Here is a 24,970-nt window from a genome sequence, read left to right as displayed (position 1 = left end):
CGTGAAACTCGCAATCCTGCACGAACTCAATGCCGAGCGCGCCGCGCGCCGCCCGGTGATTCTGGTGACGGACACCGAGAGCGGCGAGCAACGCCTGGTGAAGGCCGAGAACTTCAGTAAGGATCCTTTGCGCGCCGAACTCGACAAGCAGCTGCGCATGGGCAAAAGCGCCAGTGTCGAGGCCGGCGGCAAGAAGCTGTTCCTCAACGTCCATGCGCCGACCGCCAAGCTTGTCATCGTCGGCGCTGTCCATATCAGTCAGGCGCTGGCGCCGCTGGCGCGCTCGCTCGGCTACGACGTTACCGTGGTCGATCCGCGCACGGCCTTTGCGAGCCCCGAGCGCTTCCCCGACATTCCACTGGTTGCGGAATGGCCCGACACGGCGCTGCCGCCACTCAACGTCGACGCCTACACCGCTTTCGTCGCGGTGACGCACGATCCCAAGATCGACGATCCCGCGCTGCTGCACGCCTTCGAGCGCAACTGCTTCTATATCGGCGCGCTCGGCTCGCGGAAGACGCACGCCAAGCGCGGCGACCGGCTGCGGGCGCTGGGCGCCAAGGAGGCTGATATCGCGCGCATCCACGCGCCGATCGGGCTTGCGATCGGTGCGGTCTCGCCGTCCGAGATCGCGGTGTCGATCATGGCCGAGATCACGGCGGTGCTTCGCCTGCCGCCCAAAGAAAAAGAAGAAGCCGCATGAAATTCGGCCCGGCCAGCCCCAGGGATGCGATCGGCGGGGTGACCGTCCACACCCTGCGTCAGGGACCGCTGGTGTTGAAAAAGGGCACGACGATCGGGCCCACCGAGGTCGAGGCGCTGGAGCGCGCCGGCATCAAGGACGTCGTGGTGGTGCGGATGGAGGCGGGCGATGTCTCCGAGGACATCGCTGCCGCCAGCATCGCGCTTGCCGTCGGCGGCGATGGCATTCACGTCGAGCGTGCCTTCACCGGTCGCGCCAATCTGTTCGCCGCGCGCCCGGGCGTGCTGGTGATCGATCGCGCCGCGGTGGACCGCATCAACAATATCGACGAGGCCATTACCTTTGCCACGCTCTCGGCCTTCAAGCCGGTGGTCGAGGGCGAGATGGTCGGCACCGTCAAGATCATCCCGTTCGGCGTCGAAGGAAACTTGCGTGATGCCGCGGTGAAGGCCGCGGGTCGCGACGTGCTGAAGATCGCGCCTTACGTCATCAAGCGCGTCGGCGTGGTCTCGACGCTGCTGCCCGGCCTGTCCTCCAAGGTGATCGACAAGACGTTGCGCGTCACGGCCGAGCGGCTGGCGCCAGCCGGCGCCGGCATCATCGCCGAGCGGCGGGTCGCCCATGAGGAGCAGGCGCTGTCGGCTGCGATCAAGGAATTGCTGGGACTTGGCGCCGAGCTCGTGATCGTGTTCGGGGCATCCGCGATCGCCGACCGCCGCGACGTGATCCCTGCGGCCGTGACCGGCATCGGCGGCGAGATCGAGCATTTCGGCATGCCGGTCGATCCCGGCAATCTGCTGCTGATTGCCCGGGCCGGCACCGTGCCTGTGCTGGGCGCGCCCGGCTGCGCGCGCTCGCCGGTCGAGAACGGGTTCGACTGGGTGCTGATGCGGCTGCTGGCCGGCATCAAGGTGACGCGGTCCGAGCTGATGGGCATGGGTGTCGGCGGCCTCCTGATGGAGATCGTCACGCGTCCGCAGCCGCGTGCAAAACCGGAGATCGAAGGCAACAACCAGGTCGCGGTCATCGTGCTCGCAGCAGGCCGCTCGACCCGGATGGGCGGACCGAACAAGCTTCTCGCCGAGCTCGATGGCAAGAAGCTGGTGAGGATTGCGACCGAGCAGGCGCTAGCCTCGAAAGCATCGGAGGTCATCGTCGTCACCGGCCATCAGACCGAGCTGATCGAGCAAGCCTTGCAAGGCCTGAAGGTGCGTTTCGTCAAAAATCCGGATTTTGCCGGCGGCATCGCAAGCTCGGTCAAGGCCGGTATCGCGGCCGTTCCAGAAGCTTGCGACGGCGCTGTGGTCTGCCTCGGCGACATGCCGCTGATCGACGCCGGTCTGATTGACCGTCTCATCGACGCGTTCGCACCGGACCGCGGCAATCTCATCGTCGTGCCCGTCAGCGAGGGCCGCCGCGGCAATCCCGTGCTGTGGTCGCGCCGATTCTTCACGGAGTTGATGACGCTCGACGGCGATGTCGGCGCGCGCCATCTGATCGCCAAGCACACCGAGGCGGTCGCCGAAGTGCCGGTCGAGGGCGAGAGCGCCTTCCTCGACATCGACACGCCGCAGGCGTTGGAAGCCGCACGGCGGGGCTGACGCTGCCGTAGAGAACGCAAAAGGCGCACAGCGCCGCTGTCCGCGGCTCGCCTACTTCTTGGTGTTCGACAGCTTCTCGACCCCGGCCTTCAGCTCGACACCGCTCTTGGTCAACAGGGTCTTGTCGCCGGTGTTGAACGTAAACGTGTCGGCGCCCGCGCTGATGCCGTTCCACGCGACGGCTTCTGCGAGGGACAGATACCACAATCCCTGGAATCCCGATGAATTGTTCAATTGTCCGGTCCACACGGTGGTCGATCCGCAGCCGAGGAAGTTCACCGAGAAGCTGATTGCGGTGCCGGTGTTGCCGTAGGCCAGCCAACCCGTCACGCCTTGCGGCTTGCCTTCGTCGCAGCTGTTCGCCGCGTTGTTGGTATAGGTCCCCGTGATGGCGCCTGTCGTCGTGTTGACGTTGGTGATGGCCAGGGTCGAGCCATACTGGTTGGTCCAGGTCCAGTTCACCGACTGCGCATATGCGGGCAAGGGTCCGACGAGACAGGCCGACGCGAGCATTCCGAACAGCATTGCATTGATGTGGCGCATGGTCGCTTCCTCCGGCTCTCTGCTTGGAGCTTCACGACCTTAAATAACGCGGTTGAAAAACACAACTAGAAAGTGTACGTTCATGTCGCCATTCCGGCGCGGCTTTTCAATCACGCGTTCACCAAGTGGAAACGACCGACGCTTAGAGTCGCCTTCACCTGCCTTGGGGGGAGGGGTTTTTCCATGGCTTCGAACGTCGTCGCGCGCCGTTGCGCGATGTTTTTCTTTGCGCTGTCCGTCTGCGTCGCGGGCGCTCGCCATATCACGGATGCGCACGCCGCCGGCGCATTTGCGGTCGGCAAGTGCGGCGCCTATGGCCAGGCCTTTGATTATGGAGCCGAGCACGAAGCGCGTGCGGCGGCGCAGAAGCAGTGCAAGGGCGATTGCACGACCGTGACCATGAAGCGCGCCTGCGCCGCGATGTCGGTCGATCTGTCCAATCCCTGCGGCGCCTATGGCTATGCCGTCAAGCCGAAGATCTCGGCCACGCTCAATGCCGCGACGCGCGAATGCTACAAATACGGCGGCAAGGAATGCGTGATCCGCGCCTGGGCCTGCGACGCAAAGGGTTGATTCCTGTTGCCGTCATTCCGATGTTGCGTAGCATCGAGTCCGGAATGACAGTTGGGGAATTCAATGCAATTCGACACTAAAATCGCCGTTGTGATCCGCTCTGATCTTCAGCCCTGGCAGAAGCTCAACGTTGCCTCGTTCCTGACCAGCGGCATCGCGGCTGCGTTTCCCGACTGCATCGGCGAGCCCTATGAGGATGCGTCAGGCACGAGATATCACGCGCTGATCGGTCAGCCGATCCTGATCTATGGCGCCGACGGTCCCGCGTTGACGCGCGCGCTCGATCGAGCACTGACGCGCAGCGTCAAGCCGGCGGTCTATACCGAGGACATGTTCAAGACCACGCATGATGCCGCCAATCGCGAAGCGGTGAGGGCGGTTGCGCGGCCCGATCTCAACCTCGTCGGTCTTGCCGTGCGCGCCGAGCGCAAGGTGATCGACAAGATCGTTGATGGGCTGAAGTTTCATAGTTGACGTGAACGCGCGCGGTCTTGCGCGCGCTTCCACTTGCGATGCCTTACCCCGGCGGCATGCCCGCGAACTTCGGCAGGTCCGGGTCGAGGCGATCCCAGGCATGTCCGCGCGCGGCGTAAGTCACCACTTGCGGCTTGTAGCGGGCGGGTTCGTCGAGGCTTGCGGCGCGGATGGTGAAGATGTCGGGCATGGCCGCGAACGTCAGGTAAATGGGCAAGCCGCACTGGGCGCAGAAACCGCGTGTTTTCACGTTGCCGCTGTCGCCGACCATGTCCCAGTGCTTCGCTTCGCCCGTCACGGTGACGCCGGCGCGCGCGAAGGTCATGTACGAGCCGTGGCCGCTGCCGCTTTCGCGCTGGCAGTCCCGGCACTGGCAGTGATTGCTGAACAGGGGCTCACTGGCGATCGAATAGCGGATCGCGCCGCAGGCGCAGCCGCCGGTAAAGGGCTTGGTCATGCGATAACTCCTTACTTGCCTTCGGCGCTGATCTCGTCGAGCTGGCGGACGACCTTCTTCCAGCCGCCGCTCATGCCCGTGTAGGCCGACTCGTTCCTGGGTATGACGAAGCCCGCATGAACCAGACGGATCCGCGTGCCGGCCTCGACCGGGGCGAGGGACCACGTCACGACAGTGTCGAGCGGCGCGCCGTAGCCGGTGTTGCGCTCATCGCCGCCCTTCCAGGCGTAGACGAGGCGCCGGTTCGGCATGACTTCAAGGACGCGACAATGGATGACGCCATCCCAGGCGCCACCCGGCGTGGTCTGGTAGGTGAAAGTGTTGCCTTCGACGGCCTCGAAACCGGTCGGCGGCATCAGCCAGCGCGCGATGAGCTGGGCGCTGGTCAGCGCCTTCCAGATCGTCTCCGGCGCGTGAGGGAGCACCTCGTCGAGGACGATGTCTTTTGTCTCGGCTTTCAATTCAACAGCACTCACGGATCGATCTCCTTCAAGAGGTCACGCAGGTTCTGGAAGCGCTCGCGCCAGAACACGCCGTAATGGTCCATCCAGGAGACCAACGGTTCGAGGCCTTGTGGCGCGGCACGGTAATAGACGTTGCGGCCCTCGGCACGCTCGGCGACGAGGCCGGCCTGCTTGAGGGACTTCAAGTGTTGCGAGATCGCGCCTTGCGTCACGCCGCTTCCGCGCGTGAGCTCGGCGACGCTGATCTCCTTGCTCTCGAAGACGCGCTCGAACACCGCACGCCGGGTCGGATCGGCAAGGGCGCGCATCACTGTGGTGACGGGATTTGGGGTGGCTTCGATCATGGGAATTAGATTAGTATTCACTGATGAATTAGTCAAGGCTAATTTATTGACCTAGGTGGGTCTGTAGTCCTGTCTTGACTATGACTGACCGGTCAGTCAAATCGTCAAAATGACCAGGAAGCCGACCAAACCCGCCGCTCCGTCCACAGATCGCGCCAACGCAAAGGCCTCTGCAAGCGCTGGCAACGACGCGGCGCCCACGCCGAGCCGCGCCATGCGCGCGGCGGAGCGGCGCGCGGCGATCGTGGATGCCGCGATGGAGGAATTCATCGCGCGCGGCTTTGCCGCCACGCGGCTCGACGACATCGCGAAGCGCGCGGGTGTCGCCAAGGGCACCATCTACCTGCACTTCAAGGACAAGGAATCGATGTTCGAGGAGCTGGTGCGGACCGTGATCGTGCCTGTTGTGACGCGGTTGACGGCATTGCCGCCGCCGGCGGGCTCGGTGCGTGATCTCGTCGAGACGTTTGCCAGCAACTTCCTCAAGGAGGTGATCGGCACCAGACGCGGTGATCTCGTGCGCCTGATCGTGGCCGAGGGACCGCGCTTTCCGTCCGTGGCCGATTTCTACTACCGCGAGGTCGTCTCGCGCGGGATGGCCGCCATGCGCGCCCTGATCGAGCTCGGCATTGCCCGCGGCGAGATCCGCCAGAAGAACCTGGCGCATTACCCGCAGATCCTGGTCGCACCCGCGATGATCGCGGTGATCTGGCAGAGCCTGTTTGCGCGGCACGCGCCGCTCGACGCGCAGGACATGCTGCGCGTTCATCTCGATTTGATCTTTGGCGAACGGAGGACGACATGAGGTCGTCACGAACCATCTCTCACCTCATCCTGAGGAGCGCGGAACGCGCGTCTCGAAGGATGCAGGCCCAGCTGTGGCTCCTCGCCCTTCGAGACGCCGCTTCGCGGCTCCTCAGGGTGAGGGTTCGACAGAATCACCTGCCGCGCCTCTGTGCGATCGCGGTTGTCGTCCTCGCGACCGGTCTTGCTGGCTGCAAGGAGAAGCGCGAGCCCGGCTTCCAGGGCTGGGTCGAGGCTGACATGATCTTCGTCAGCCCGGACGAGGCGGGCCGCGTGACCAAGCTGAACATCCGCGAGGGCGACGAGGTCAAGGTCGGCGATCACCTCTATTCCGTCGACGACGATCTCCAGCTTGCCGATCTCAACCAGAACAAGGCGACGCTTGCCAACGCGCAGCAGACCTATGACCGCGCGGCCTCGCTGAGCAAGACCGGCTCGGGCACGCAGGCCAATCTCGACTCGGCCGTCTCTGCCTTGCGCGTCGCCGAGGCGCGGGTGGCGACCTCGGAGACGCGGATGGCGCGGCGCAAGGGCTTTGCGCCCGTGGCCGGTACCATCCAGCAGATCTATTTTCGCGAGGGCGAGATGGTGGCAGCGCAGCGGCCGGTGCTCTCGATCATGCCGCCCGGCAACATGAAGCTGCGTTTCTTCGTGCCGGAGACCGAGCTGCCGAAGCTTGCGATCGGCGATACGGTGCGGATCGCGTGCGACAATTGCGCCGCCGATCTCACAGCAAAGATCTACTTCATCGCGACTTCGGCCGAATACACGCCGCCTGTCATTTACAGCCTCGAGGAGCGCAACAAGCTCGTTTATCTGATCCAGGCCCGGCCTTCGCGTCCCGACGCCTTGCGCGTCGGGCAGCCGATCGACGTCTTTCTCAATCCAAAAACTCCGGTGGCGGACCAGCGATGAGCGGCGGCAATGGCATCGCGATCGACGTCAAGGGCCTGACCAAGTCGTTCGGCGGCCGCGAGGTCGTGCACGATCTGTCGATGCAGGTGAAGCGCGGCTCGATCTACGGCTTCCTCGGGCCGAACGGCTCCGGCAAGACCACCACGATCCGCATCCTCTGCGGCCTGCTCACGCCGGACAGCGGCGAGGGCACCTGTCTCGGCTATGACATCCTGAAGGACGCGGAAAAGATCAAGCGCCAGGTCGGTTACATGACCCAGCGCTTCAGCCTGTATCAGGACCTCTCGGTGCGCGAGAATCTCGAATTCGTCGCGCGGCTCTATGGCCTTGCCGACGCGCGCGGCGCCGCGCGGGACATGATCAAGCGGCTCGGGCTCTCGGGGCGCGAGGAACAGCTCGCGGGCGAACTCTCCGGCGGCTGGAAGCAGCGGCTGGCGCTCGGGGCCTGCACATTGCCCAGTCCGAAACTGCTGCTGCTCGACGAGCCGACCGCCGGTGTCGATCCCAAAGCGCGGCGCGATTTCTGGAACGAGATTCATGCACTCGCGGCCGACGGTCTCACCGTGCTGGTCTCGACCCACTACATGGACGAGGCCGAGCGCTGTCACGAGATCGCTTATATCGCCTATGGCCATCTGCTCGTGCATGGCACCGTGGACGAGGTGATCGCGAAATCCGCGCTGACGACCTACACCGTGACGGGCGAGGACCTGAACGAGCTCACGGCTGCGCTCACCGGCAAGCCTGGGATCGACATGGTGGCGCCGTTCGGCACGTCGCTGCACGTGTCCGGCCGCGATGTCGCCGCGCTCGAGGCCAGCATCGCGCCGTGGCGCGAGAAAAGCGGGCTGCATTGGCACAAATCATCGCCTTCACTGGAAGACGTGTTCATCGAATTGATGGGCCGGTCCAAGGACAATTTCCAATGAGCGCCGTCGATCATCCCGACCCCCACCACGCGATCCGGGAGCGCTTCGGTTTCTGGAGGCGCTCCTATGCGATGCTGATCAAGGAGTTCATCCAGCTCAGGCGCGACCGGGTGTCGTTTGCGATGATCGTGATGCTGCCGGTGATGCAGCTGCTCTTGTTCGGCTATGCCATCAACACCACGCCGCACAATCTGCCGAGCGCGGTGCTGCTCCAGGAGGACTCTGATCTCGCCCGCTCGATCCTGAAGGCGCTGGAGAACACCGCCTATTTTCGTTTCATCTACGAAGTGCACGACGTCGACGATTTCGACAATCTCCTGAAATCCGGCAAGGTTCTGTTCGGCGTCGAGATCCCGCGCGGCTTCGAGCGGGCAGTGCGGCGCGGCGATAAGCCGGCGCTGCTGGTCGCGGCCGACGCCACCGATCCAGTGGCGGCGAGCGCGGCGATCGGCTCGCTCGGCATGGTCGTGCAGACCGCACTCAAGCACGATCTCTACATCGGAGATCCTCCGGAGATGCCGTTCGAGATCCGCGCGCATGCTCGCTACAACCCCGCCGCCGCGTCGAGCCTCAACATCGTGCCGGGCCTCGTCGGCACCATCCTCACCATGACCATGCTGATTTTCACCGCGCTCTCGGTCACGCGCGAGGTCGAGCGCGGCACGATGGAGAGCCTGCTGTCGATGCCGATCAGGCCGGTCGAGGTGATGTTCGGCAAGATCATCCCTTACGTGCTGGTCGGGTTCGTGCAGGCGTTCCTCATCATCGGCATCGGGGTCGGCCTGTTCGGCGTGCCGGTGCTCGGCAATCTGTTCCTGCTGGCGCTGCTCTCGACGCTGTTCATCACGACCAATTTGGCGATCGGGTATACGATCTCGACGCTGGTGCAGAACCAGCTCCAGGCGATGCAGATGTCGATGATGTTCTTCCTGCCGAGCATCTTGTTGTCCGGCTTCATGTTCCCGTTTGCCGGGATGCCGGCCTGGGCGCAATATGTCGGCGAGTGCCTGCCCTTGACGCATTATCTGCGCATCGTCCGCGCCATCATGCTGAAGGGCGCGAGCATGCAAAATTTGCGTTTCGACGCGTTGGCGCTGGCGGTCTTGATGCTGCTCGCCATGACCATCGCCGTGACGCGCTTCCGCCGCACGCTGGATTGAGGCAAGATGCCCCTGGAATCAAGGGGGCGGAATGGTCAGTTTTGCGAGCAGGAAGGCCCGGCAGCATGCCGTGATGTCCGAAGACTTCGAGCGCGAGCTGACGCGCGAAGTGCTGCGCACCGAGCTCGTGCGGGTGAGGGCGCTGATCACGACGGGCTGCGTCATCGTCGTGTTCCTCACCGCGATCTATCTCGTCGATTCCTCCGTGGTGCAGCGGGTCTGGCGGGGCACGGAGGGGCTTGCCGAGGTCTATGGTCTTCTGACCGGCTTCATCCTGTTTGAAGTCTGGGTCCACAGCCAGATCAGGCGAAACCTCAAGCTTGACCGCGATCTGCCGGTGATCCGGCGCTATATCGGGGCGCTGATCGAGACCTCGCTGCCAACCGTCATCCTGATCCTGCAGATCCGCAGCATGGGCGCGAGCCAAGCGCTCGGCTTCGTCGTGCCGCTGATCTATTTCATTTTCGTCATCCTCTCGACCCTGCGGCTCGACTTCTGGCTGTCCACCTTCACCGGCTTCGTCGCAGCGGGTGAATTGCTCACTGTGGCGCTGATCTTCGATCCCGCCAGCGGGAGCGGCGAGCCGCAGATCTACTTCCACGCGGTGCGAAGCACCATCATCCTGATCTGCGGCGTGCTTGCAGGCGCGGTCGGTGCGCAGCTCCGCCGCCAATTCGCCGCAAGCATTGCCGCAGCGACCGCGCGCGACCGGGTGACCAACCTGTTCGGCCAGCACGTTTCGCCGCAGGTGGTGGAGCGGCTGATGGCGGCAGGGACGAGCGCCGCCGGCGACCTCCGCCGCGTTGCCGTGATGTTCGTCGATTTTCGCGGCTTCACCGCGGGCGCGCAGTCGCGCACCCCGCAGGAGGTGGTCGACCGGCTCGACGGCGCCTTCGCCGTCCTGGTCGACATTCTCGACCGCGAGGGCGGCATCGTGAACAAGTTTCTGGGCGACGGCTTTCTCGCTCTGTTCGGCGCGCCGCTCGAGACCTCCGACGCCGCGCATCGCGCGGTCGCCGCCGGCCGCGAGATGCTGACCGCGATGGAGCGCATCAACGCGCAGACGAGCTGGCCACTCAGAATCGGCATCGGTATCCATTTCGGCGAGGTCGTCGCCGGCAATATCGGCTCGCCCCGGCGCAAGGAATACACCGTCATCGGCGACACCGTGAACTTCGCCTCCCGCCTCGAAGCGCTGAACAAGGAGTTCGGCTCGCAGCTCCTGATCTCCGCGGCCGTCCGCGAGGTGCTGGGCGAGGACGGCAGCGATGCCGTCGCGCTCGGTGAGGTCGAGGTGCGCGGCTATGAGCAGAAGGTGGCGGTGTTTCAATTGGGGTAAGGGCCGCCTCCTGCGTCTTCAAATGTGAGTCGCGCTTCGTTGAAGGCCCGTGATGAACTATCTCTGCTAGCTTTCGGGTCTTGCATTGTGGAAGCCGCTTCTCGGCTTCCAACACCTCACCGCGATTGCTCCGATTGCACCGAATTTTGGGGCATGACGCGCGATGCCGCCGGCTTGTAGACTGCTGGCGACGCGGCCGGTTGCGGCCGCGACTTGCATGAGGAAGTGAAGATGCAGCGCCGCTACATCACCGTCGACGTGTTCACCGACCGCGCCTTCGGCGGCAACCAGCTCTCCGTGGTGCTCGATGCCGGCGGGCTCTCCACGCAGCAGATGCAGGCGATCGCGACCGAGTTCAACTATTCGGAGACGACCTTCGTGCTGCCGCCGCGTGACAAGGCGAATGATGCCGAGGTGCGCATCTTCACGCCTGTTAGGGAGCTTCCTTTCGCTGGCCATCCCAATGTCGGCACCGCCTTCGTGCTGGCCTCGATCGCGAAGGAGCCGAAACCGCGTCTGCGGTTCGAAGAGAAGGCGGGGCTGGTGCCGGTCGATATTGTGCGAGAGCAGGGGCGGGTGATCAGCACCGAGCTCACCGCGCCGCAGCCTCTGACCCGCCTGTCGCAGTTGTCTGCCACTGATGCCGCGAGCTGCATCTCGCTCAGTGCCGACGACATCAAGGTCGACCGTCACGCTCCACAGGTCGTCAGCGTTGGAACGCCGTTTCTGGTGATTGAGGTGCACTCGCGCGATGCGCTCAAACGGGCGAGGTCCGACGCGGCGGCCTTCGGCAAGGTATTTCCGTACGACGGCGCGTTCGCGGCGTGGTTCTATACGCGCGATGTGCCCGCGGCGGAGGCGCCGTGCGAGCGGCAGGCGCGGATGTTCATGCGCGGCGCCAGCGGCCTCGCCGAAGACCCCGCCACCGGCAGCGCAACGGTCGCGGCCGCCGCGCTGTTCGCCGATCTCGATCCTATCCGCGAGGGCGAGTTGAAGCTCACGGTCGGTCAGGGTTTTGACATGGGCCGGCCCAGTATCCTTCAGACGCGCGTGCGCAAGCAGGACGGCAAGATCGTCTCGGCCCATGTCGGCGGGCAATGCGTGCAGATGATGGAAGGGACGTTTAAGCTGGCGGGAGAAGGGTAGCTCTCTATTCCCGGCTAGGACGGAGAGAGTCGTTCAGGCCTGCCGTCCCGCCAGATTCTTCACTGCCACCCCATCGCGCTCCTCGATGATCTCAGCGATCATCTGGCGGTGGCAGTGGGTGTGGTCGCGCTCGTAGCAAAGCAGACAGACAGGACCTGCTTTCTTCACCAGCGCTGAGAGCTCGTCCATCTGCTCCCGAGCCTCCGGCGTCTTCAGGTGCTTTGAGAAAACCTTCTCCAGCACATCGTATTGCCCGCTGCGGGCGGCGAGGCGGCCTTCCTTGGGCGTTCCGAGGGCTGCCAGATGGACATAGGCGATGCCGCGTTCGTCGAGCCCTGCGGCGAGCTGCTTCTTGGAAAAGCCGGGACGGCGGGATGACGTCACCGCGCGCACGTCGACGACGAGCTTGACGCCGGATTGCTCCAACTCGTCGAGCACTGCCTTGGGCGGCGTCTGCTCATAGCCGATGGTGAAGAGCTTTTTGGCCTTTGCCATGAGACACCTTTAGTGAAATACCTCAGCTCACCCGCGCGATCAGTTCCATGGCGCCGGCCGGCGCGCGCACCTTGCCCTCGTGAATGACATAGGCGAACACGTCGCGCGGCTCCTTCTTCGGCTTGGCCTTGTCGACCTTCGGCAGGTCGTCGGGTTCGCTTCCCTCGGCCCAGTCCTGAAAGCGCTTGGCCCAGGCATCGAGCTGCTTCGGCGGATAGCACGTCTTGATCTCGTCATTGCCCTTCTGCAGCCGGGCATAGACGAAATCGCCGGCGACGTCGGCGATCGCAGGATATTTGCCGTGCTCGGCGAACACGACGGGCGTCTCGAATTCGCGGATCAGCGCGACGAAGTCCGGCGTGCAGAAACTGTCGTGACGGACCTCGACGACATGGCGCAGCGCGCGTCCCTCGATCTTGCGCGGCAACAGCTCGAGGAACTTGCCGAAATCGGCGCCGTCGAATTTTTTGGTCGGCGCGAACTGCCACAGCACCGGCCCAAGATGATCGCCGAGTTCCAGCACGCCGGAATCATAGAAACGTTTGATCGAATCCCCAGCCTCGGCCAGCACGCGCCGGTTGGTGGCGAAGCGCGGCCCCTTCACCGAGAACACGAAACCATCAGGCACCTCGCTCGCCCATTTGCGAAAGCTCTCCGGTTTCTGCGAGCCGTAATAGGTGCCGTTGATCTCGATCGAGGTCAGCTTCGAGGCGGCGTAGGACAGCTCCTTGGCTTGCGTTAGCTTCTCCGGATAGAACACGCCGCGCCAGGGCTCGAAGGTCCAGCCGCCGATGCCGATGAAGATGTTGCCGGATTTTTTGGACGCGGTTTTTGCTTTGGCCACGGGAGGATCTCGGATGACGGGAGGAGGGCCTCCATCCTAATCAAACCAGTTGTGATTGGCCAGTTGCGACGTCCCGTCTAAGCTCGCGACAGGATCTGCGAAAAATGGAGAACAAGATGCGGATGCTGATGGTGGGAGCGGCGCTCGTCATGATGACATCTGCTGCCACGGTATCTTCAGTCATGGCCGATGATGACGATGCCAAGGGTGCGCAGAAGCTCGCCAAGCAGGGCCGCGACGATTATTGGCATTGCCTGGCGCGGGAATATTCGCGCGACGGCAATCAGGACCTGTCGGAACAGGATTTTGGCCGCTCCGTCGCCGGAGCCTGTCCGTCGGAGCGACAATACTACCGGGTGGCACTGCTCGATTATCTCACCACGCAATATCCCGATATTGATGCCGGCGCGCATCTCGCGACCGCGAACAGGGCGGTGGAGGCGGCGCAAAAGGACATCGTGACGGCCTTCGTCAAGCACAAGCCGCCGCAGAAATAGCCCATGGACCGGCCTCCGGCAGGCCCTTCCGGCAGCGCGCTCATCCATGGTATTACTGAGCGCATCTGGAACAGGGATGGGTTTCCATGTCGTCTGAGTCGGTGGGGGGCATTTTGGGCGCGATCGTCGCGGCGATCGTGCTTGCGGTGGCCGTCGTCTTCGGGCCGATCGGCCAATACGGCAAGCCGCCCAAACCTGCGAAGGCCGAGCCGGCCGGGGCTGCGGCGCCGGCGGCCCCTGCCGCGCCCGTGCCGCGAGGGCCGGTGATCAAGGAAGTCCCGAACCAATAAGGGCGTGAAAAGGCCGCTTTAGCCCCTTGTAAAGCGGTGTTGCCGTTCCCATTTAGTTTCTAACGGCGACGTTGAGCGAAAAACTCCGGCGCTGGAACGACCTTGGAATAGCACAGGCTGCGCCGGATGTACGCGCGGCCCGCCGTTCCGGGGTCGTTGGCATTTTTGGGCCCCTTTTGGGCCGCTCCCCAGAGAAATCCCGGCTTACGGGCGCAAGTTCTTGGCAGGACAAGTTCTTGGCAGCACAAGATCTTGGCAGCACAGGACGCGGCGGATATACGCTGCCGTCATGAATGAAGCGATCAGACCGGGCTCCGACACCCAACAGGCGGCTTCGCCGGCGCCGGAATTGTCGGTCGTCGTCCCGACCTTCAACGAACGCGACAATGTCACGGTGCTGTACCGACGGCTGGAGGCCGCGCTGGCCGGCATCGCCTGGGAAGTCGTGTTCGTCGACGACAATTCGCCTGATGGCACCTGGGACGTCGTGCGCGCGCTGGCCCAGCGCGACAGCCGCGTGCGCTGTGTCCGCCGCATCGGCCGCCGCGGCCTGTCGGGGGCCTGCATCGAGGGCATCCTGGCCTCCAGCGCGCCCTATGCGGCCGTGATCGACGCCGACCTCCAACACGACGAGACGCAACTGCCGAAGATGCTGTCGCTGCTCGCGAGCGGGCAGGCCGAACTCGTGGTCGGCAGCCGCTACATCGAGGGCTACAAGAGCGAAGGCTTCAACAAGCAGCGCGCCGGCGCCAGCGCGCTGGCAACGGAACTCGCCAGGAAAGCACTGCGGGTCGAAATCGCCGATCCCATGAGCGGCTTCTTCATGGTTCGCCGCGACCGCTTCGAGCAGCTGGCGCCGAAACTTTCCGTGCACGGCTTCAAGATCTTGCTCGACCTCGTCGCAAGCGCCAACGGCACCTTGCGCGCCATCGAAATCCCCTACACGTTCGGTGAGCGCCAGCACGGCGAAAGCAAGCTCGATTCCATGGTCGCGCTGGATTTTCTCGGCCTGGTGCTGGCGAAGTTCACCAATGATGCCGTCTCGCTGCGCTTCCTGCTGTTCGCGATGGTCGGCGGGATCGGCCTCGTGGTGCATCTTACCACTCTGTTCATATCGCTCGAGCTGTTCAAGGAGCCGTTCGCGGAAGCGCAGGCCTCCGGCGCCATCGTCGCGATGACCAGCAATTTCGTCCTCAACAACTTCCTCACCTATCGCGACCAGCGGCTGAAGGGCTTTGCGCTACTGCGCGGCCTGATCGCGTTCTACATCGTGTGCAGCGTCGGCCTGCTCGCCAATGTCGGCGTCGCCTTCTCGGTCTACGACCAGGAGCCGATCTGGTGGCTTGCGGGTGCGGCCGGGGCGCTGATGGGCGTGGTATGGAACTACGCGATGTCCGGACTGTTCGTCTGGCGCAAGAAATAGCTCACGATGGGCGGGGCTGACGCGCGGATCGTCCGCAATACGGTGCTGGTGATCTTTGCGCTGGTCGGCTTGCGGCTCGTCGCAGCCGCCTTCACGCCGATCACCTTCGACGAAGCCTATTACTGGATGTGGTCGCAGAACCTCGCCGGGGGATATTACGACCACCCGCCGATGGTTGCCTACGTCATCCGCGCCGGCACCCTGATCGCCGGCGACACCGAGCTCGGCGTCCGCCTGGTCTCGATCCTGCTCGCGCTGCCGATGAGCTACGCGATCTATCGCTCCGCCGTGATCCTGTTCGGCGGCGCGCGGGTGGCGGCGACCAGCGCCATCCTGCTCAACGTGACGCTGCTGGCCTCGGTCGGCACGCTGATCGTCACGCCCGATGCGCCGCTTCTGGTTGCCTCCAGCTTCGTGCTGTTCTTTCTCGCCAAGGTGCTGGAGAGCGGCCGCGGCGTCTGGTGGCTCGCGGTCGGCGCAGCCGTCGGCGCGGCGCTCCTGTCGAAATACACCGCGATGTTCTTTGGGCTGGCGATCCTGATCTGGATCGCGGCCGTGCCGAAACTGCGGCACTGGTTTCTCTCGCCGTGGCCGTATCTCGGCGGTTTCGTTGCGCTCGCGCTGTTCTCGCCGGTGATCCTTTGGAATGCCGATCATCAATGGGTCTCGTTCGCAAAGCAGCTCGGGCGCGCCAGGATCGAGGATTTTCGTCCGGTCTTCATTGCCGAGCTGATCCCGACCCAAATCGCGTTTGCAACGCCGCTGGTGTTCGTCCTCGGCGCGATGGGGCTGCACGCGCTGACCTGGCGTCGGGCCGGCGCGCTGGCCTCGCGCGTGCTGATCGAGACGATGTTCTGGACCATCGTCGCCTATTTCGTCTGGCATTCGCTGCATGCCCGCGTCGAGGCCAACTGGTTCGCGCCGGTCTACCCGCCTTTCGTCGTCGCGGCGGCGGCCGCCGCCAATCTCGTGCAGTGGAAGCCGCGCCAGCGCCGCCTGGTGGATTTCTGCCTGCGCTGGGCCGCACCCACCGGCATCGTGATGTTTGCCGCGCTGATCGTGCAGGCCAATACCGGCTGGCTGTCCGGCTATCGCCGCGATGCGACCGTGCGCAGCGTCGGCGTCGGCTGGCGCGAGCTCGCTGCCGAAATCGAAGCGGTGCGCGCCCGTAATGGTGCGACCTGCGTACTTGCCCCGGACTACGGCACGACAGGCTGGCTCGCCTTCTATCTGCCGCGCGGTAGCTGCGTGGCGCAGCAGAACCAGCGCATCCGCTGGGCCAACATGCCCGAGCCGAATCCAAAGCTGCTTGCGGGTAAGCTGATCTATGTCGACGAGCTGCGCTCTGACGGCCATCCCGCCGTCCACGATCTCTTTGCGAAGGTGACGCAGGTCGCGCAATTGCAGCGCAAGCGCGGCCCGCTGGTGATCGAGACTTACAGCATCGATCTGCTCGAAGCCGCCAAGGGCGACGTGCTGGACCGCTCGCCACCGCCGGAAGCGCGGTAGTTCTTCCTTGGGACGACGGCGAAGGTTCAGTTGATCATCTCGGCCTTGGTCGCGGCCTGGTTCGGCCTGTCCTGGTCGCGCCAGAACCAAACGGTCACGACGCCGGAGCGGCCGCGGACCTGCGTGAGCAGGGGGCCCGATAATACGCCGTCGGGAGCGCCCTGGAAGTCGGCCGCGTCCAGCAGCGTATCGCTGAGCGCGAGCCGCGCGCCGTTTTGGACGGCAACCTCCATCAACCGGCTCGCGACATTGACGGTGTCGCCCGTCGCCGTGATGTGCTGATGACTTTCGCCGAGGCGGGAGGCGACGATCGGGCCGAAATGCGCGCCGATCTTGAAGCCGAGCTGATCCCGCATCGCAGGCGGCAACAATGCGATCCAGCGTTCGACGCCACGGTGCAGGTCGATCGCGCATTTCAGCGCGCGTGCGGCGTCGTCGGGCATCGCGCCGGGCAGACCGAACAGGATCATGGCGCCGTCGCCGAGAAAGCCGCTGATCATGCCGCCGCAATCGACCGCGGTCTTCTCGATCAGCGCGTGAAACGCCTTCAGAATGTCCTGGAGTTCGCCCGGATCGATCCGCTCGCTCAGCGCCGTGAAGCCGGAGAGATCGATGAAGACCACGGCCGCGTCCTGCCGGACGGGCGTTGACAGGAAATTCGGATCGCGCGCCAGCCACTCCTGCACGGCCGGCGCCTGGAATTGCGCGAGCGACCGGCTCTTGGCCGCGAAATATTGCGTGCGGCGGCCTCCCGCCCACAATTGCACGCCGGCAAAGACCGCAACCGGCGGCACTGCTGCGGCGAGCGTGGTCGCTGCGTTCAGCCAGACGCCGTGCGTGAACGCGAACAGATTGAAGCCGGCCCAGGCGATCATCACCGCGCCCGCAGCGACGATGCCGAGTGTGCTGCGCCGCCAGGCGAGCAGGCCCACCAGCAGCATCGGCAACAGGATCGCGATGAGTGCGTCGGCGATGTGGACCTTGCGGTCGCGCACGATGCTGTCGCCGGCGACGAGATGGGTGATCGCGGTGGAGACCACTTCGACGCCGGGCATTAGAGAATCGAACGGTGTTGGGTAAAAATCACCGCCGCCGGCGACCGAGGCCCCGATCACGACGATCCGGTTCTCGATCGCCGCGCGATTTAACGTGCCGTCGAAGATGCTCTGTGCGCTGACGGTGCGGATGGTCCGGCGCGGGCCGTAATAGGTGATCGGTAGCGCGAAGTCGGTATCGGTGGGCACTGCGCGGTCGCCGAGCATCAGATGGTCCGGCGCGATCGTCAGCGACTTGTCGAGCGCGCGCGCCGCGACCCGCAACGGAAAGGACAGCTCGACCTTGTCGCTCGTCCGGAACAGCATCGGCACCGAGAGCGGCGAGCCAGACTGGCCGGTCGCAACGTTGACGACGCCGACCTCGGCATGATCGGCGAACGCCGGCAAGGGCAGCAGGAAGCGCTCGGCCTGCGGCAGGGCGGCGAGGGGGCCTTGGCCGCTGGTCTCCACGGTCTCGCTGGCGGACGGGAAGATCGCTGCGGCGGCAAGGACGATGGGACCCGTCGCCAGCGTATTTGCCAGCGTAGCGTCGCCGATCGCAGCGCTGCGGTCGACCAGCAGCAGGTCGATCGCGACGACCTTCGGCTTGAACTGCACGATGGTGTCGACGACGCGCGCGAGATCGGCCCGTGGCAGCGGATAGCTGCCGCCGCGCTTCACGACGGTGTCGTCGATGGCGACGATGGTGACGAGATCGGGCGGAACCCGCACGCCGCGGACCTGCGTCCGCCAATCCGTCAGCGTCGCCTCGAGGCGATCGAGAAAACGCAGATGACCGTTGGCGTGGCCGGCATAGATGCCCGCGCCCCAAAGCGCGGTGAGGACGAGTGCCACCAGGATCTGAATGCGTCGGCTACTCATGTGGTCGTGTTGCAATTTTCTCTATCGTCCAAATGCTGTTGGCCGAGCCCCGGTGACCCGAACTTATCGGCCTAGTCTATTGACCTAGTCTCGTCATCAACGCGTCGACGCGCGGCTGACCCCATGTCTTCACCATCAACGGGCCTGTCGCTTCCACATCGACGCCTTCGCCGCGGGCTAGTACCACGCCGCGCCCGCCGCTCCTGCGGCTCACGCCGACACGACCGTCAGCCACGAAGACGGAGGTCTTGGCCTCTGCGACATCGACCGCCCATTTCGTGCCGCGCACCGCGGCGATCGCCTGCGGCGTCAGCACCTTGAAGGGATTGCCGCCGGGCTTCTTGGGCACCTCGATCAGCAGCGCTTTGCTGCTCAACTCCACCGAGTCTATATGTCCGTCGCGGTTAGCGTCCTTAAGTTCAAATCTGGCGCCGTTTTCCGCAACGATGGTGATGCCGTTGTCGCAGCGCCAGGTCTGCGTGCCGGCAGCGGATGGCGATGCCGTGCAACCCGCATTGGCGGCAGGCTGTGCACTCGCAGACCCGATGATCTGAAACAACCACGCCAGAGCGAAAAACCCGGCGCGCGCGATCCCTCTCATGCCAGCCTCCGTTTGCGTGCTTGGCACAGTTCAAGGCGATATTGATACGGTACCGTATCACACGCAGAGGCTGCTGAAAAGTGCCGGTTGCCGTAGCTATTTTCTCGCTGCGGCCTTTTCCAGTGCAGTGCGATCAACTTTCGGTCAGGGCACCGGCTCGCGCCCGCGGTCTGTGATGTGGCTGCTGATAACCGCGCTGCGGCTGCGGACGAGAGGGGGCTGTGCGCACCAGCCTCGCGCAACGTTTCCCCGGTATCCTCCGGGTATTGAAGACCACGAAAACGACTTGGTTGGATGGCCTTACAGATGCGGCCGGAGACGGTCGCCGGCAACGCCAAATCCCGCCGAGAATCATAGTTAACAGACGCGCTTAAGTCCGTAATTCTGCGGGCTTTTTTCTCGAAATGGGACACCCGAACGGGTTGCCCCACATCCGCCCGAACTTAATCCGCATTTAACTAAAAGTGGCCTTAATGACGCTCCGACCCTCTGCGAGATGCTGTTCCCGGATCGTGACCAGCGGCGCTTCGAAGGGGGACTGAGTGACACCGTTCTGGACGCAAGGCGAATGAGTACGAGTATCGCTGCGCAAAGCATCGCGGCACGAAAGTCCAAAGGATTCTCGAGCACTTCTTATCGGAAGCCTTCCCGGAAAATGACCTCCCAAAACGTGCTTGGCGCCGCCGTGATCGGCTGCGTCGTGCTTGGCGCCGGCTGGACCATCTACAGCAACATCTTTGCCGCCAGCGTCTATCCGACCGTCGGCAGCAGCGGCTACGACGAGCCCGTGATCAAGCGGGCGCCCAGGGTCGCGTTGCGCGAGGCCGGTGAGGCCGTCAAGGAAGCCTTTGCGCTCTTGCCCGACCGCTTGCAGGTGGCAGCGCCGATCTCGCGCGAAATGTTCAACGATCGCTTTGCCGCGGCTGCGACCCAGGGCGTGACATCGAATGCGGCCAGCGCCGCACCCGCAACCAAGGTCGCCGAAGCCAAGGACGCGCCGAAGCCGAGCGTGATCGCGAGGGTCGCGGAAGTCCTGAAGCCAGGTCCCGCCAAGATCGCTGACGCTGCCAAGTCCAAGCGCGGCGCTGACGCGCCGGTGCAGCTTGCCTCGGCAGATCCGGCCGAGATCGTGCCGGCGCCTGAGGCGAAACCAAAATCGATTGCCGATCGCGCCAAGGCTGCGGTGATGTCGATCACCGGACCGCGTCAGTCGATGGTGGAAAAGCTCTGGGGCAAGCGCGAGCCGTCCGGTGGGCTGCTCGCCTATGCCTCGGCCGACGCCAGCGTAACCGCGTCCATCGCGCCGAGGGAGCAGAACCCCATGCTCGGCGGTTCGGCGCCCTATGAGCGCGACACCGCGGTCTACGACATCTCCGCCAAGGCGGTTTACTTGCCAGACGGCACCAAGCTCGAGGCGCATTCCGGCCTCGGCTCTAACCTCGACGACCCGCGCTCCTCGCGCGTCCGCATGCGCGGTGTGACGCCGCCGCACATCTACACGCTGAAGCCGCGCGAGGCGCTGTTTCACGGCGTGCCTGCGCTGCGCCTGACCCCGATTGGCGGTGAGAGCGCGATCTACGGCCGCGACGGCCTGCTCGCGCATACCTTCATGCTCGGGCCGAATGGCGATTCCAACGGCTGCGTGTCGTTCAAGGATTATTACGCGTTCCTCGACGCCTACCGCAACAAGGGCATCCGCAAGCTCGCGGTGCTGGCGCGGGTGGACTAGGCTTAGTCAATTCGAGATCACGCAAAAGGGCCGCTTGCAGCGGCCCTTTTCTGTTTCGCCTCGCGCGTGCGTTTCAGCCCGGCCAGCACTGCCCGCCGCCGTCGATCCGCAGCACCTGACCGGAAACGAAGGCGCCCATGGGCCCTGCGAAGAATTCGACAACACGCGCGACCTCGTCAACGGTTGCGATCCGGTCGAGCGTGCCGGTCTCGACCATTCTGTCGGGGTCGACTGCGCGCGTTCCGAGGAAGCGGCCGGTGCGGGTATCTCCGGGCGCGATGCAGTTGACGGCGATATCGTAGGGGCGGAGCTGGTCGGCCAGGCATCGCGTGTAGTGGGTCACGCCGGCCTTCGACACTGCATAGATCGAGCCCTGGGTACGTCCCTTGAAAGCGGCGACGGAGCCAAGCGTGACGATGCGGCCGCGTCGGCGCTCCATCATGCCGCGCGCGACCGCCTGGCATGTCAGGATGGTGGAGAGCAGATTGCGCTCCAGCACCGCGCGCACATCCGCCTCCTTGATGTTCACCGCATCGTTCGGATCGGGCTTGCCGCCGCCGGCCGCGATATCGCCGCCGGCATTGTGCACGAGAATGTCGATCGGGCCGAGTGCCGCTTCGGTCTCCGCGATGACGCGTGCGATGTCCTCGCCCTTGGTGAGATCGCCGAGCACGCGCTGGCTGCGAACGCCGAATTCGCGTCCGATCTCGGCGGCGACCGCGGTGAGGGTGGTGCCCTCGCCATATTCGGCCGGCCCGTTCTCACGCATGCCGTGGATGGCGACGTCAGCGCCGAGCGCGGCAAGCTTCTCCGCAAAAGCGCGGCCGAGCCCGCGTCCCGCGCCGGTCACCAACGCAACTTTGCCTGCCAGAATCTTGGTGGTGTCATGCGATGTCATGATCTTGTACCTGTTGTGAGTGTCAGTCTGCTGCGAGGTCGAGGCCGATCGCCAACGCCTGCACGAGGCACATCGGTGCGACAAGCGTACGCAGCGCGGGCTCAGGCATGTCTTGGATCTCGAACACGACGCTTGCGCCCTCGACGATCGGGCTCAAAAGGCTGTCGGTGATGGAGATCGTGGGCACGCCCCGCGCGACGAGTTCAGGAAACAGCCGCGCCGTATCCGGATAGTAATTCCGGAAGCTGATCGCGACCAGCGCGTCGTCTGATGTCGCCGCGTGCGACTGCTCGTGGATGCTGCCGCCAAGACCGTCGAGCAGGACGACGCGCCGTCCGAGCTTGCGCAGCACGTAGGCGAGGTGGATCGCAACCGGGAACGAGCCGCCGAGGCCGAGCAGATAGATGTCACGTGCCTTGGCAAGGATCGCGGTTGCGGCGTCGAGTTCGCGCGCATGGACGGATTGGCTGAGCGCGACCAGCGATGATTGCGCTTCGGACACGAAACGCGACAATACCGCGGCCGGCTGGCGGCCGAGCACTGACTTCTCCTGGCTCTTCATGCGGGCGAGGCGCGCCTTGTAGCTTGGCGCGACGCCGGCAACGAGGCGTGAGCGGAACACCTGCTGCATCTCGGTGAAGCCGCCGAACCCGAGCGCATGTGCGAAGCGAACGATCGCCGACGGCGGCACCCCTGAGCGCTGCGCCACCTCCGCCACGGTGCCGAGCGCGACATCGGTCGGGTGATCGAGCACGAACTCCGCGATCTGCTGCAGCCGACCGGACAGCGCCCGGTGCCGCTGCGCAATCGCGCCGCGCAGCTCGTCGTAACTCATGGCGCCAGCCGCCTTGTTCATCGAGTCGGATCTCCGGATCGCTCGCCTGTTTAACGGCATTTCATCGTTTGGATCAAATATTCTACTTTACATAATAGATGGAATGAATATTCTAATCTCACAAAAAAGCAAAAGACTTCGAAAACGGGAGGACACGATGAGAGGGCGTCAGATCTCACGACGAAGCGTTCTGAAGGGCAGCTTGATGGCGAGTGTCATCGGCGGCACCGGCAGCTTCTTTGGGCCGTGGCGGCAGAATCATGCCTGGGCGCAAGGTGCGAAACCGATCAAGCTTGGCCTGACCTGCGATGCCAGCGGTCAATACGGCAACAGCGGCCAGGATGATTTCCGCGGCATCAAGATGGCGATCGACGAGATCAACGCCAAAGGCGGCGTACTCGGGCGCCAAGTCACGTTCATCACCGCGGACACCGAGACGACACCAGCGACGGGCAGCCGCGTCGCCGAACGCTTCATCACTCGCGAGGACTGCACCATCCTGATCGGCGCGCTGCATTCGGGCGTCGCCAACGCCATCACGCAGGTCGCCAGCAAATACGGTGTGATCTACATGAACACCAATTCCTCGGCGCCGAGCGAAGCCGGGGAGAATTGCTCACGCGTGAAATTCGTCTGGGACGGCAACGGCACCAATTTTTCCAAGGCGTCGGTCAAGAACGCGGTGGACTCCATCGGCAAGAACTGGATGCTGCTGACCAACGACTATGTCTGGGGTCACACGACCTCCGCCGCGACCAGGACGCAGGTCGAGAGCGCCGGCGGCAAGATCCTCGACAATCTGTTGGTGCCGCAGAACACGCGCGACTTCACCGCCTATCTCCTGAAGATCCAGCAGGCCAAGCCCGATGTTGTGGCGACCGCGGTTGGCGGCGACGACATCAAGGCACTGCGCGAGCAGGTGGCGCAGCTCAAGCTCGACGGCAAGCCGGCCTGGATCAACAACCAGCAGGACTGGCCCGACGTGTGGGGCGCGCCCGACAGCCTGTTCGGCGTGTTCGGCACGACCTGGTATCACAAGCTGCCGCTGCCCGGTGTCGCCGAATTCGTCAAGAAGTGGCAGGTTGCCAACAAGGACGGCCCGATCCCGGTGCCAGGCAACGTCTCCTACAACGGCTACATGTCCACGCGCGAACTGCTCCGCGCGATCGAGCGGGCAGGGTCGACCAACAACGTCAAGATCATCAAGGAGCTTGAGAACCTGAAGGTCTCGGCGACCGACCGCATGCAGCATTTCGACGCCTACATGGATCCGATGACGCACCAGATGCAGCAGACGATCTACCTGGCGCGGCGCAACGCCAAGCCGGCCGACAATACCGATCTGTTCGAGATCATCAGCTGGACGGAGCCGAAATCCGCGGCTGACGATGCTGCACCTGGCAAGTGCAAGCTCACGCCCTATGAGCAGGTGCCGACCGTCGACTCCTAGAGACGGCGCGTCACGTCGCAGAACGAGCGGCGCGCGATTTCGTGCGCCGCGCACCGGGACCATCGACGTCCCGGGTGAGACATGCCAGTTGCGAGAGCCCAAAACCTTGTTCGACCTTCTTCCGCATCTCCTCAACGGCCTGACGCTCGGCCTGTTGTTCGCGCTGATCGCACTCGGCTTCATGCTCATCGTCGGGCTGATGGAGCAGATCAACCTCGCGCACGGCTCCCTGTTCGCGCTCGGGGCTTATGTTGCCATGCAGCTCACGGGGCCGCGCCCGCCATTGCCGATGGAACTTGCGAAAGCGTGGCTCGTCTTGCCGCTCGGCTGGCGCTATGCCGCCACGTTGATCATCGCGCCCGTGATCGTGAGTCTGGTCGGCATGCTGATCGAGCTCTGCATGCGGCGGACTTATGGCAAGGATCCGCTGTACGGGCTGCTCCTGACCTTCGGCGCCGCGATGGTGATCGAGGAGATGATCCGCCTGGTCTGGGGCACTCGCGACTACGTGCTGCAGGTGCCGTCCGCCATCAATGGCGGCTTCCTGTTCGGCGACCTGATCTGGTCGACTTATCGCTTCTATGCAGCAGGTATCGCCGCCGGGATCATCGGCCTGGTCTGGCTGTTGATCGAAAAGACCTCGTTCGGCGCGACGGTCAAGGCCGGCGCGCATGACAGCGAGATCGTGCGCGCCCTCGGCATCAACCTGTCACGATTGCGGCTGCTGGTGTTCGTGTTCGGCACGATGCTGGCCGCGATCGCGGGCATCATCGTCGCGCCGATCTGGGGCATTCGCCCGCATATGGGCGTCGATGCGGTCATTCCTGCGTTCCTGGTGATCGTGCTCGGGGGCGTCGGCAGCTTTTGGGGTGCGGTCGTGGCGGGTCTTTTGGTCGGACTGTGTGTCGGCCTCGCCGGTGCTTACGCGTCCGAATGGTCGCTGTTGTCGATGTACATCTTGCTCGTTGCCGTCGTGACGTTCCGCGCGCGCGGCTTGTGGGGCAAGAAGAGCGTGCTCGAGGCCTAAAGGG

27 protein-coding genes are annotated in these 24,970 nt (G+C 64.3%); 17 read left to right on the top strand and 10 right to left on the bottom strand.

Going from position 1 to position 24,970, the window contains the following annotated elements:
• The first annotated feature begins 1 nt into the window (after window position 1).
• Complete coding sequence (locus tag AC0L20_RS05520; RefSeq protein WP_473287735.1) at window positions 2-703, top strand: XdhC family protein; 702 nt, start codon at window positions 2-4, stop codon at window positions 701-703.
• Window positions 700-2,304 carry an NTP transferase domain-containing protein gene (locus tag AC0L20_RS05515; RefSeq protein ID WP_473287734.1) on the top strand — a complete coding sequence of 535 codons (1,605 nt, stop codon included), beginning with the start codon at window positions 700-702 and terminating at the stop codon, window positions 2,302-2,304. The genes AC0L20_RS05520 and AC0L20_RS05515 overlap by 4 nt, the downstream gene beginning before the upstream one ends.
• A 51-nt stretch (window positions 2,305-2,355) precedes the next feature.
• On the opposite strand, the gene AC0L20_RS05510 is transcribed toward AC0L20_RS05515, so the two are convergent.
• Entirely contained in the window at window positions 2,356-2,847 is a 492-nt protein-coding gene (locus tag AC0L20_RS05510) for an avidin/streptavidin family protein (RefSeq protein WP_473287733.1), read from the bottom strand.
• 183 nt (window positions 2,848-3,030) lie between these two features.
• Between AC0L20_RS05510 and AC0L20_RS05505 the strand changes: the two genes are divergently transcribed.
• Both AC0L20_RS05505 and AC0L20_RS05500 read left to right on the top strand, forming a co-directional pair.
• On the top strand, window positions 3,031-3,420 hold the full coding sequence (locus tag AC0L20_RS05505) for a DUF4189 domain-containing protein (RefSeq protein ID WP_007611990.1): 390 nt from the start codon (window positions 3,031-3,033) through the stop codon (window positions 3,418-3,420).
• 63 nt (window positions 3,421-3,483) lie between these two features.
• On the top strand, window positions 3,484-3,894 hold the full coding sequence (locus AC0L20_RS05500; RefSeq protein WP_456769265.1) for a DUF2000 family protein: 411 nt from the start codon (window positions 3,484-3,486) through the stop codon (window positions 3,892-3,894).
• Between the two features lie 43 nt (window positions 3,895-3,937).
• Here the strand turns inward: AC0L20_RS05500 and AC0L20_RS05495 are convergent, their stop codons facing one another.
• Genes AC0L20_RS05495 through AC0L20_RS05485 form a run of 3 tightly spaced genes read right to left on the bottom strand, consistent with a single transcriptional unit; the run spans window position 3,938 to window position 5,159 of the window.
• Window positions 3,938-4,351 carry a GFA family protein gene (locus AC0L20_RS05495; RefSeq protein WP_473287732.1) on the bottom strand — a complete coding sequence of 138 codons (414 nt, stop codon included), beginning with the start codon at window positions 4,349-4,351 and terminating at the stop codon, window positions 3,938-3,940.
• An 11-nt stretch (window positions 4,352-4,362) separates the two neighbouring features.
• Window positions 4,363-4,827 carry an SRPBCC family protein gene (locus AC0L20_RS05490; RefSeq protein ID WP_473287731.1) on the bottom strand — a complete coding sequence of 155 codons (465 nt, stop codon included), beginning with the start codon at window positions 4,825-4,827 and terminating at the stop codon, window positions 4,363-4,365.
• Entirely contained in the window at window positions 4,824-5,159 is a 336-nt protein-coding gene (locus AC0L20_RS05485; RefSeq protein WP_473287730.1) for an ArsR/SmtB family transcription factor, read from the bottom strand. The genes AC0L20_RS05490 and AC0L20_RS05485 overlap by 4 nt, the downstream gene beginning before the upstream one ends.
• Before the next feature lie 109 nt (window positions 5,160-5,268).
• Between AC0L20_RS05485 and AC0L20_RS05480 the strand changes: the two genes are divergently transcribed.
• From AC0L20_RS05480 to AC0L20_RS05455, 6 genes are all read left to right on the top strand, one after another.
• Window positions 5,269-5,964, top strand: coding sequence for a TetR/AcrR family transcriptional regulator (locus AC0L20_RS05480; protein ID WP_473287729.1), 696 nt, complete (start codon window positions 5,269-5,271; stop codon window positions 5,962-5,964).
• The gene (locus AC0L20_RS05475) at window positions 5,961-6,878 is read left to right on the top strand and encodes an HlyD family secretion protein (RefSeq protein WP_473287728.1); all 918 of its coding nucleotides are present in this window, start codon (window positions 5,961-5,963) and stop codon (window positions 6,876-6,878) included. Before AC0L20_RS05480 ends, AC0L20_RS05475 begins: the two co-directional genes overlap by 4 nt.
• Window positions 6,875-7,807: an ABC transporter ATP-binding protein gene (locus AC0L20_RS05470; RefSeq protein WP_473287727.1), complete on the top strand. Its 933-nt coding sequence runs from the start codon at window positions 6,875-6,877 to the stop codon at window positions 7,805-7,807. The genes AC0L20_RS05475 and AC0L20_RS05470 overlap by 4 nt, the downstream gene beginning before the upstream one ends.
• Window positions 7,804-8,967 (top strand): ABC transporter permease, encoded by a 1,164-nt coding sequence (locus AC0L20_RS05465; protein ID WP_473287726.1) that lies wholly within the window; start codon window positions 7,804-7,806, stop codon window positions 8,965-8,967. The genes AC0L20_RS05470 and AC0L20_RS05465 overlap by 4 nt, the downstream gene beginning before the upstream one ends.
• 31 nt (window positions 8,968-8,998) lie before the next feature.
• Window positions 8,999-10,306, top strand: coding sequence for an adenylate/guanylate cyclase domain-containing protein (locus tag AC0L20_RS05460; protein ID WP_473287725.1), 1,308 nt, complete (start codon window positions 8,999-9,001; stop codon window positions 10,304-10,306).
• 231 nt (window positions 10,307-10,537) lie between these two features.
• Entirely contained in the window at window positions 10,538-11,452 is a 915-nt protein-coding gene (locus AC0L20_RS05455) for a PhzF family phenazine biosynthesis protein (RefSeq protein ID WP_473287724.1), read from the top strand.
• Window positions 11,453-11,485: 33 nt separating this feature from the next.
• On the opposite strand, the gene AC0L20_RS05450 is transcribed toward AC0L20_RS05455, so the two are convergent.
• The gene (locus tag AC0L20_RS05450; RefSeq protein WP_027567725.1) at window positions 11,486-11,947 is read right to left on the bottom strand and encodes a DUF488 domain-containing protein; all 462 of its coding nucleotides are present in this window, start codon (window positions 11,945-11,947) and stop codon (window positions 11,486-11,488) included.
• 22 nt (window positions 11,948-11,969) lie between these two features.
• Complete coding sequence (locus tag AC0L20_RS05445; RefSeq protein WP_473287723.1) at window positions 11,970-12,791, bottom strand: DUF72 domain-containing protein; 822 nt, start codon at window positions 12,789-12,791, stop codon at window positions 11,970-11,972.
• A 116-nt stretch (window positions 12,792-12,907) separates the two neighbouring features.
• On the opposite strand from AC0L20_RS05445, the gene AC0L20_RS05440 reads away from it, so the two are divergent.
• The 4 genes from AC0L20_RS05440 to AC0L20_RS05425 all read left to right on the top strand — a co-directional run bounded on the left by AC0L20_RS05440 (window position 12,908) and on the right by AC0L20_RS05425 (window position 16,510).
• Entirely contained in the window at window positions 12,908-13,288 is a 381-nt protein-coding gene (locus AC0L20_RS05440; RefSeq protein ID WP_473287856.1) for a hypothetical protein, read from the top strand.
• A gap of 86 nt (window positions 13,289-13,374) precedes the next feature.
• Window positions 13,375-13,578: a hypothetical protein gene (locus AC0L20_RS05435; protein WP_026232985.1), complete on the top strand. Its 204-nt coding sequence runs from the start codon at window positions 13,375-13,377 to the stop codon at window positions 13,576-13,578.
• A 289-nt stretch (window positions 13,579-13,867) separates the two neighbouring features.
• Window positions 13,868-15,001 carry a glycosyltransferase family 2 protein gene (locus AC0L20_RS05430; protein ID WP_473287722.1) on the top strand — a complete coding sequence of 378 codons (1,134 nt, stop codon included), beginning with the start codon at window positions 13,868-13,870 and terminating at the stop codon, window positions 14,999-15,001.
• A gap of 6 nt (window positions 15,002-15,007) precedes the next feature.
• A complete protein-coding gene (locus AC0L20_RS05425; RefSeq protein ID WP_473287721.1) occupies window positions 15,008-16,510 on the top strand; it encodes a glycosyltransferase family 39 protein in 1,503 nt (500 codons plus the stop codon).
• Between the two features lie 26 nt (window positions 16,511-16,536).
• Here AC0L20_RS05425 and AC0L20_RS05420 read toward each other — a convergent pair whose 3' ends face one another.
• Together AC0L20_RS05420 and AC0L20_RS05415 are read right to left on the bottom strand one after the other, a co-directional pair.
• Window positions 16,537-18,426: a CHASE2 domain-containing protein gene (locus AC0L20_RS05420; protein WP_473287720.1), complete on the bottom strand. Its 1,890-nt coding sequence runs from the start codon at window positions 18,424-18,426 to the stop codon at window positions 16,537-16,539.
• Window positions 18,427-18,502: 76 nt separating this feature from the next.
• Window positions 18,503-19,027, bottom strand: coding sequence for a FecR domain-containing protein (locus tag AC0L20_RS05415; RefSeq protein ID WP_473287719.1), 525 nt, complete (start codon window positions 19,025-19,027; stop codon window positions 18,503-18,505).
• 655 nt (window positions 19,028-19,682) lie between these two features.
• On the opposite strand from AC0L20_RS05415, the gene AC0L20_RS05410 reads away from it, so the two are divergent.
• On the top strand, window positions 19,683-20,756 hold the full coding sequence (locus tag AC0L20_RS05410) for a DUF2778 domain-containing protein (protein ID WP_473287718.1): 1,074 nt from the start codon (window positions 19,683-19,685) through the stop codon (window positions 20,754-20,756).
• Window positions 20,757-20,829: 73 nt separating this feature from the next.
• Here the strand turns inward: AC0L20_RS05410 and AC0L20_RS05405 are convergent, their stop codons facing one another.
• The gene (locus AC0L20_RS05405) at window positions 20,830-21,654 is read right to left on the bottom strand and encodes an SDR family NAD(P)-dependent oxidoreductase (protein WP_473287717.1); all 825 of its coding nucleotides are present in this window, start codon (window positions 21,652-21,654) and stop codon (window positions 20,830-20,832) included.
• A gap of 22 nt (window positions 21,655-21,676) precedes the next feature.
• Complete coding sequence (locus tag AC0L20_RS05400) at window positions 21,677-22,510, bottom strand: MurR/RpiR family transcriptional regulator (RefSeq protein WP_247287203.1); 834 nt, start codon at window positions 22,508-22,510, stop codon at window positions 21,677-21,679.
• A gap of 136 nt (window positions 22,511-22,646) precedes the next feature.
• Between AC0L20_RS05400 and AC0L20_RS05395 the strand changes: the two genes are divergently transcribed.
• On the top strand, window positions 22,647-23,939 hold the full coding sequence (locus tag AC0L20_RS05395) for an ABC transporter substrate-binding protein (protein ID WP_473287716.1): 1,293 nt from the start codon (window positions 22,647-22,649) through the stop codon (window positions 23,937-23,939).
• A 106-nt stretch (window positions 23,940-24,045) separates the two neighbouring features.
• On the top strand, window positions 24,046-24,966 hold the full coding sequence (locus AC0L20_RS05390) for a branched-chain amino acid ABC transporter permease (RefSeq protein ID WP_473287715.1): 921 nt from the start codon (window positions 24,046-24,048) through the stop codon (window positions 24,964-24,966).
• Window positions 24,967-24,970 lie beyond the last annotated feature (4 nt).

The sequence above is a fragment of the Bradyrhizobium sp. Kon58 genome (assembly GCF_055807455.1).
Note: the sequence above shows the minus strand (reverse complement) of the source record. Positions and strands in the feature narration are given on the sequence as shown.

Coding starts and splice junctions, on each gene's coding strand:
- AC0L20_RS05515 (WP_473287734.1), top strand. CDS start 700: ATGAAATTCGGCCCGGCCAGCCCCAGGGATGCGATCGGCGGGGTGACC.
- AC0L20_RS05510 (WP_473287733.1), bottom strand. CDS start 2,847: ATGCGCCACATCAATGCAATGCTGTTCGGAATGCTCGCGTCGGCCTGT.
- AC0L20_RS05505 (WP_007611990.1), top strand. CDS start 3,031: ATGGCTTCGAACGTCGTCGCGCGCCGTTGCGCGATGTTTTTCTTTGCG.
- AC0L20_RS05500 (WP_456769265.1), top strand. CDS start 3,484: ATGCAATTCGACACTAAAATCGCCGTTGTGATCCGCTCTGATCTTCAG.
- AC0L20_RS05495 (WP_473287732.1), bottom strand. CDS start 4,351: ATGACCAAGCCCTTTACCGGCGGCTGCGCCTGCGGCGCGATCCGCTAT.
- AC0L20_RS05485 (WP_473287730.1), bottom strand. CDS start 5,159: ATGATCGAAGCCACCCCAAATCCCGTCACCACAGTGATGCGCGCCCTT.
- AC0L20_RS05480 (WP_473287729.1), top strand. CDS start 5,269: ATGACCAGGAAGCCGACCAAACCCGCCGCTCCGTCCACAGATCGCGCC.
- AC0L20_RS05475 (WP_473287728.1), top strand. CDS start 5,961: ATGAGGTCGTCACGAACCATCTCTCACCTCATCCTGAGGAGCGCGGAA.
- AC0L20_RS05470 (WP_473287727.1), top strand. CDS start 6,875: ATGAGCGGCGGCAATGGCATCGCGATCGACGTCAAGGGCCTGACCAAG.
- AC0L20_RS05465 (WP_473287726.1), top strand. CDS start 7,804: ATGAGCGCCGTCGATCATCCCGACCCCCACCACGCGATCCGGGAGCGC.
- AC0L20_RS05460 (WP_473287725.1), top strand. CDS start 8,999: ATGGTCAGTTTTGCGAGCAGGAAGGCCCGGCAGCATGCCGTGATGTCC.
- AC0L20_RS05455 (WP_473287724.1), top strand. CDS start 10,538: ATGCAGCGCCGCTACATCACCGTCGACGTGTTCACCGACCGCGCCTTC.
- AC0L20_RS05450 (WP_027567725.1), bottom strand. CDS start 11,947: ATGGCAAAGGCCAAAAAGCTCTTCACCATCGGCTATGAGCAGACGCCG.
- AC0L20_RS05440 (WP_473287856.1), top strand. CDS start 12,908: ATGCGGATGCTGATGGTGGGAGCGGCGCTCGTCATGATGACATCTGCT.
- AC0L20_RS05435 (WP_026232985.1), top strand. CDS start 13,375: ATGTCGTCTGAGTCGGTGGGGGGCATTTTGGGCGCGATCGTCGCGGCG.
- AC0L20_RS05430 (WP_473287722.1), top strand. CDS start 13,868: ATGAATGAAGCGATCAGACCGGGCTCCGACACCCAACAGGCGGCTTCG.
- AC0L20_RS05425 (WP_473287721.1), top strand. CDS start 15,008: ATGGGCGGGGCTGACGCGCGGATCGTCCGCAATACGGTGCTGGTGATC.
- AC0L20_RS05420 (WP_473287720.1), bottom strand. CDS start 18,426: ATGAGTAGCCGACGCATTCAGATCCTGGTGGCACTCGTCCTCACCGCG.
- AC0L20_RS05415 (WP_473287719.1), bottom strand. CDS start 19,027: ATGAGAGGGATCGCGCGCGCCGGGTTTTTCGCTCTGGCGTGGTTGTTT.
- AC0L20_RS05410 (WP_473287718.1), top strand. CDS start 19,683: ATGACCTCCCAAAACGTGCTTGGCGCCGCCGTGATCGGCTGCGTCGTG.
- AC0L20_RS05405 (WP_473287717.1), bottom strand. CDS start 21,654: ATGACATCGCATGACACCACCAAGATTCTGGCAGGCAAAGTTGCGTTG.
- AC0L20_RS05400 (WP_247287203.1), bottom strand. CDS start 22,510: ATGAACAAGGCGGCTGGCGCCATGAGTTACGACGAGCTGCGCGGCGCG.
- AC0L20_RS05395 (WP_473287716.1), top strand. CDS start 22,647: ATGAGAGGGCGTCAGATCTCACGACGAAGCGTTCTGAAGGGCAGCTTG.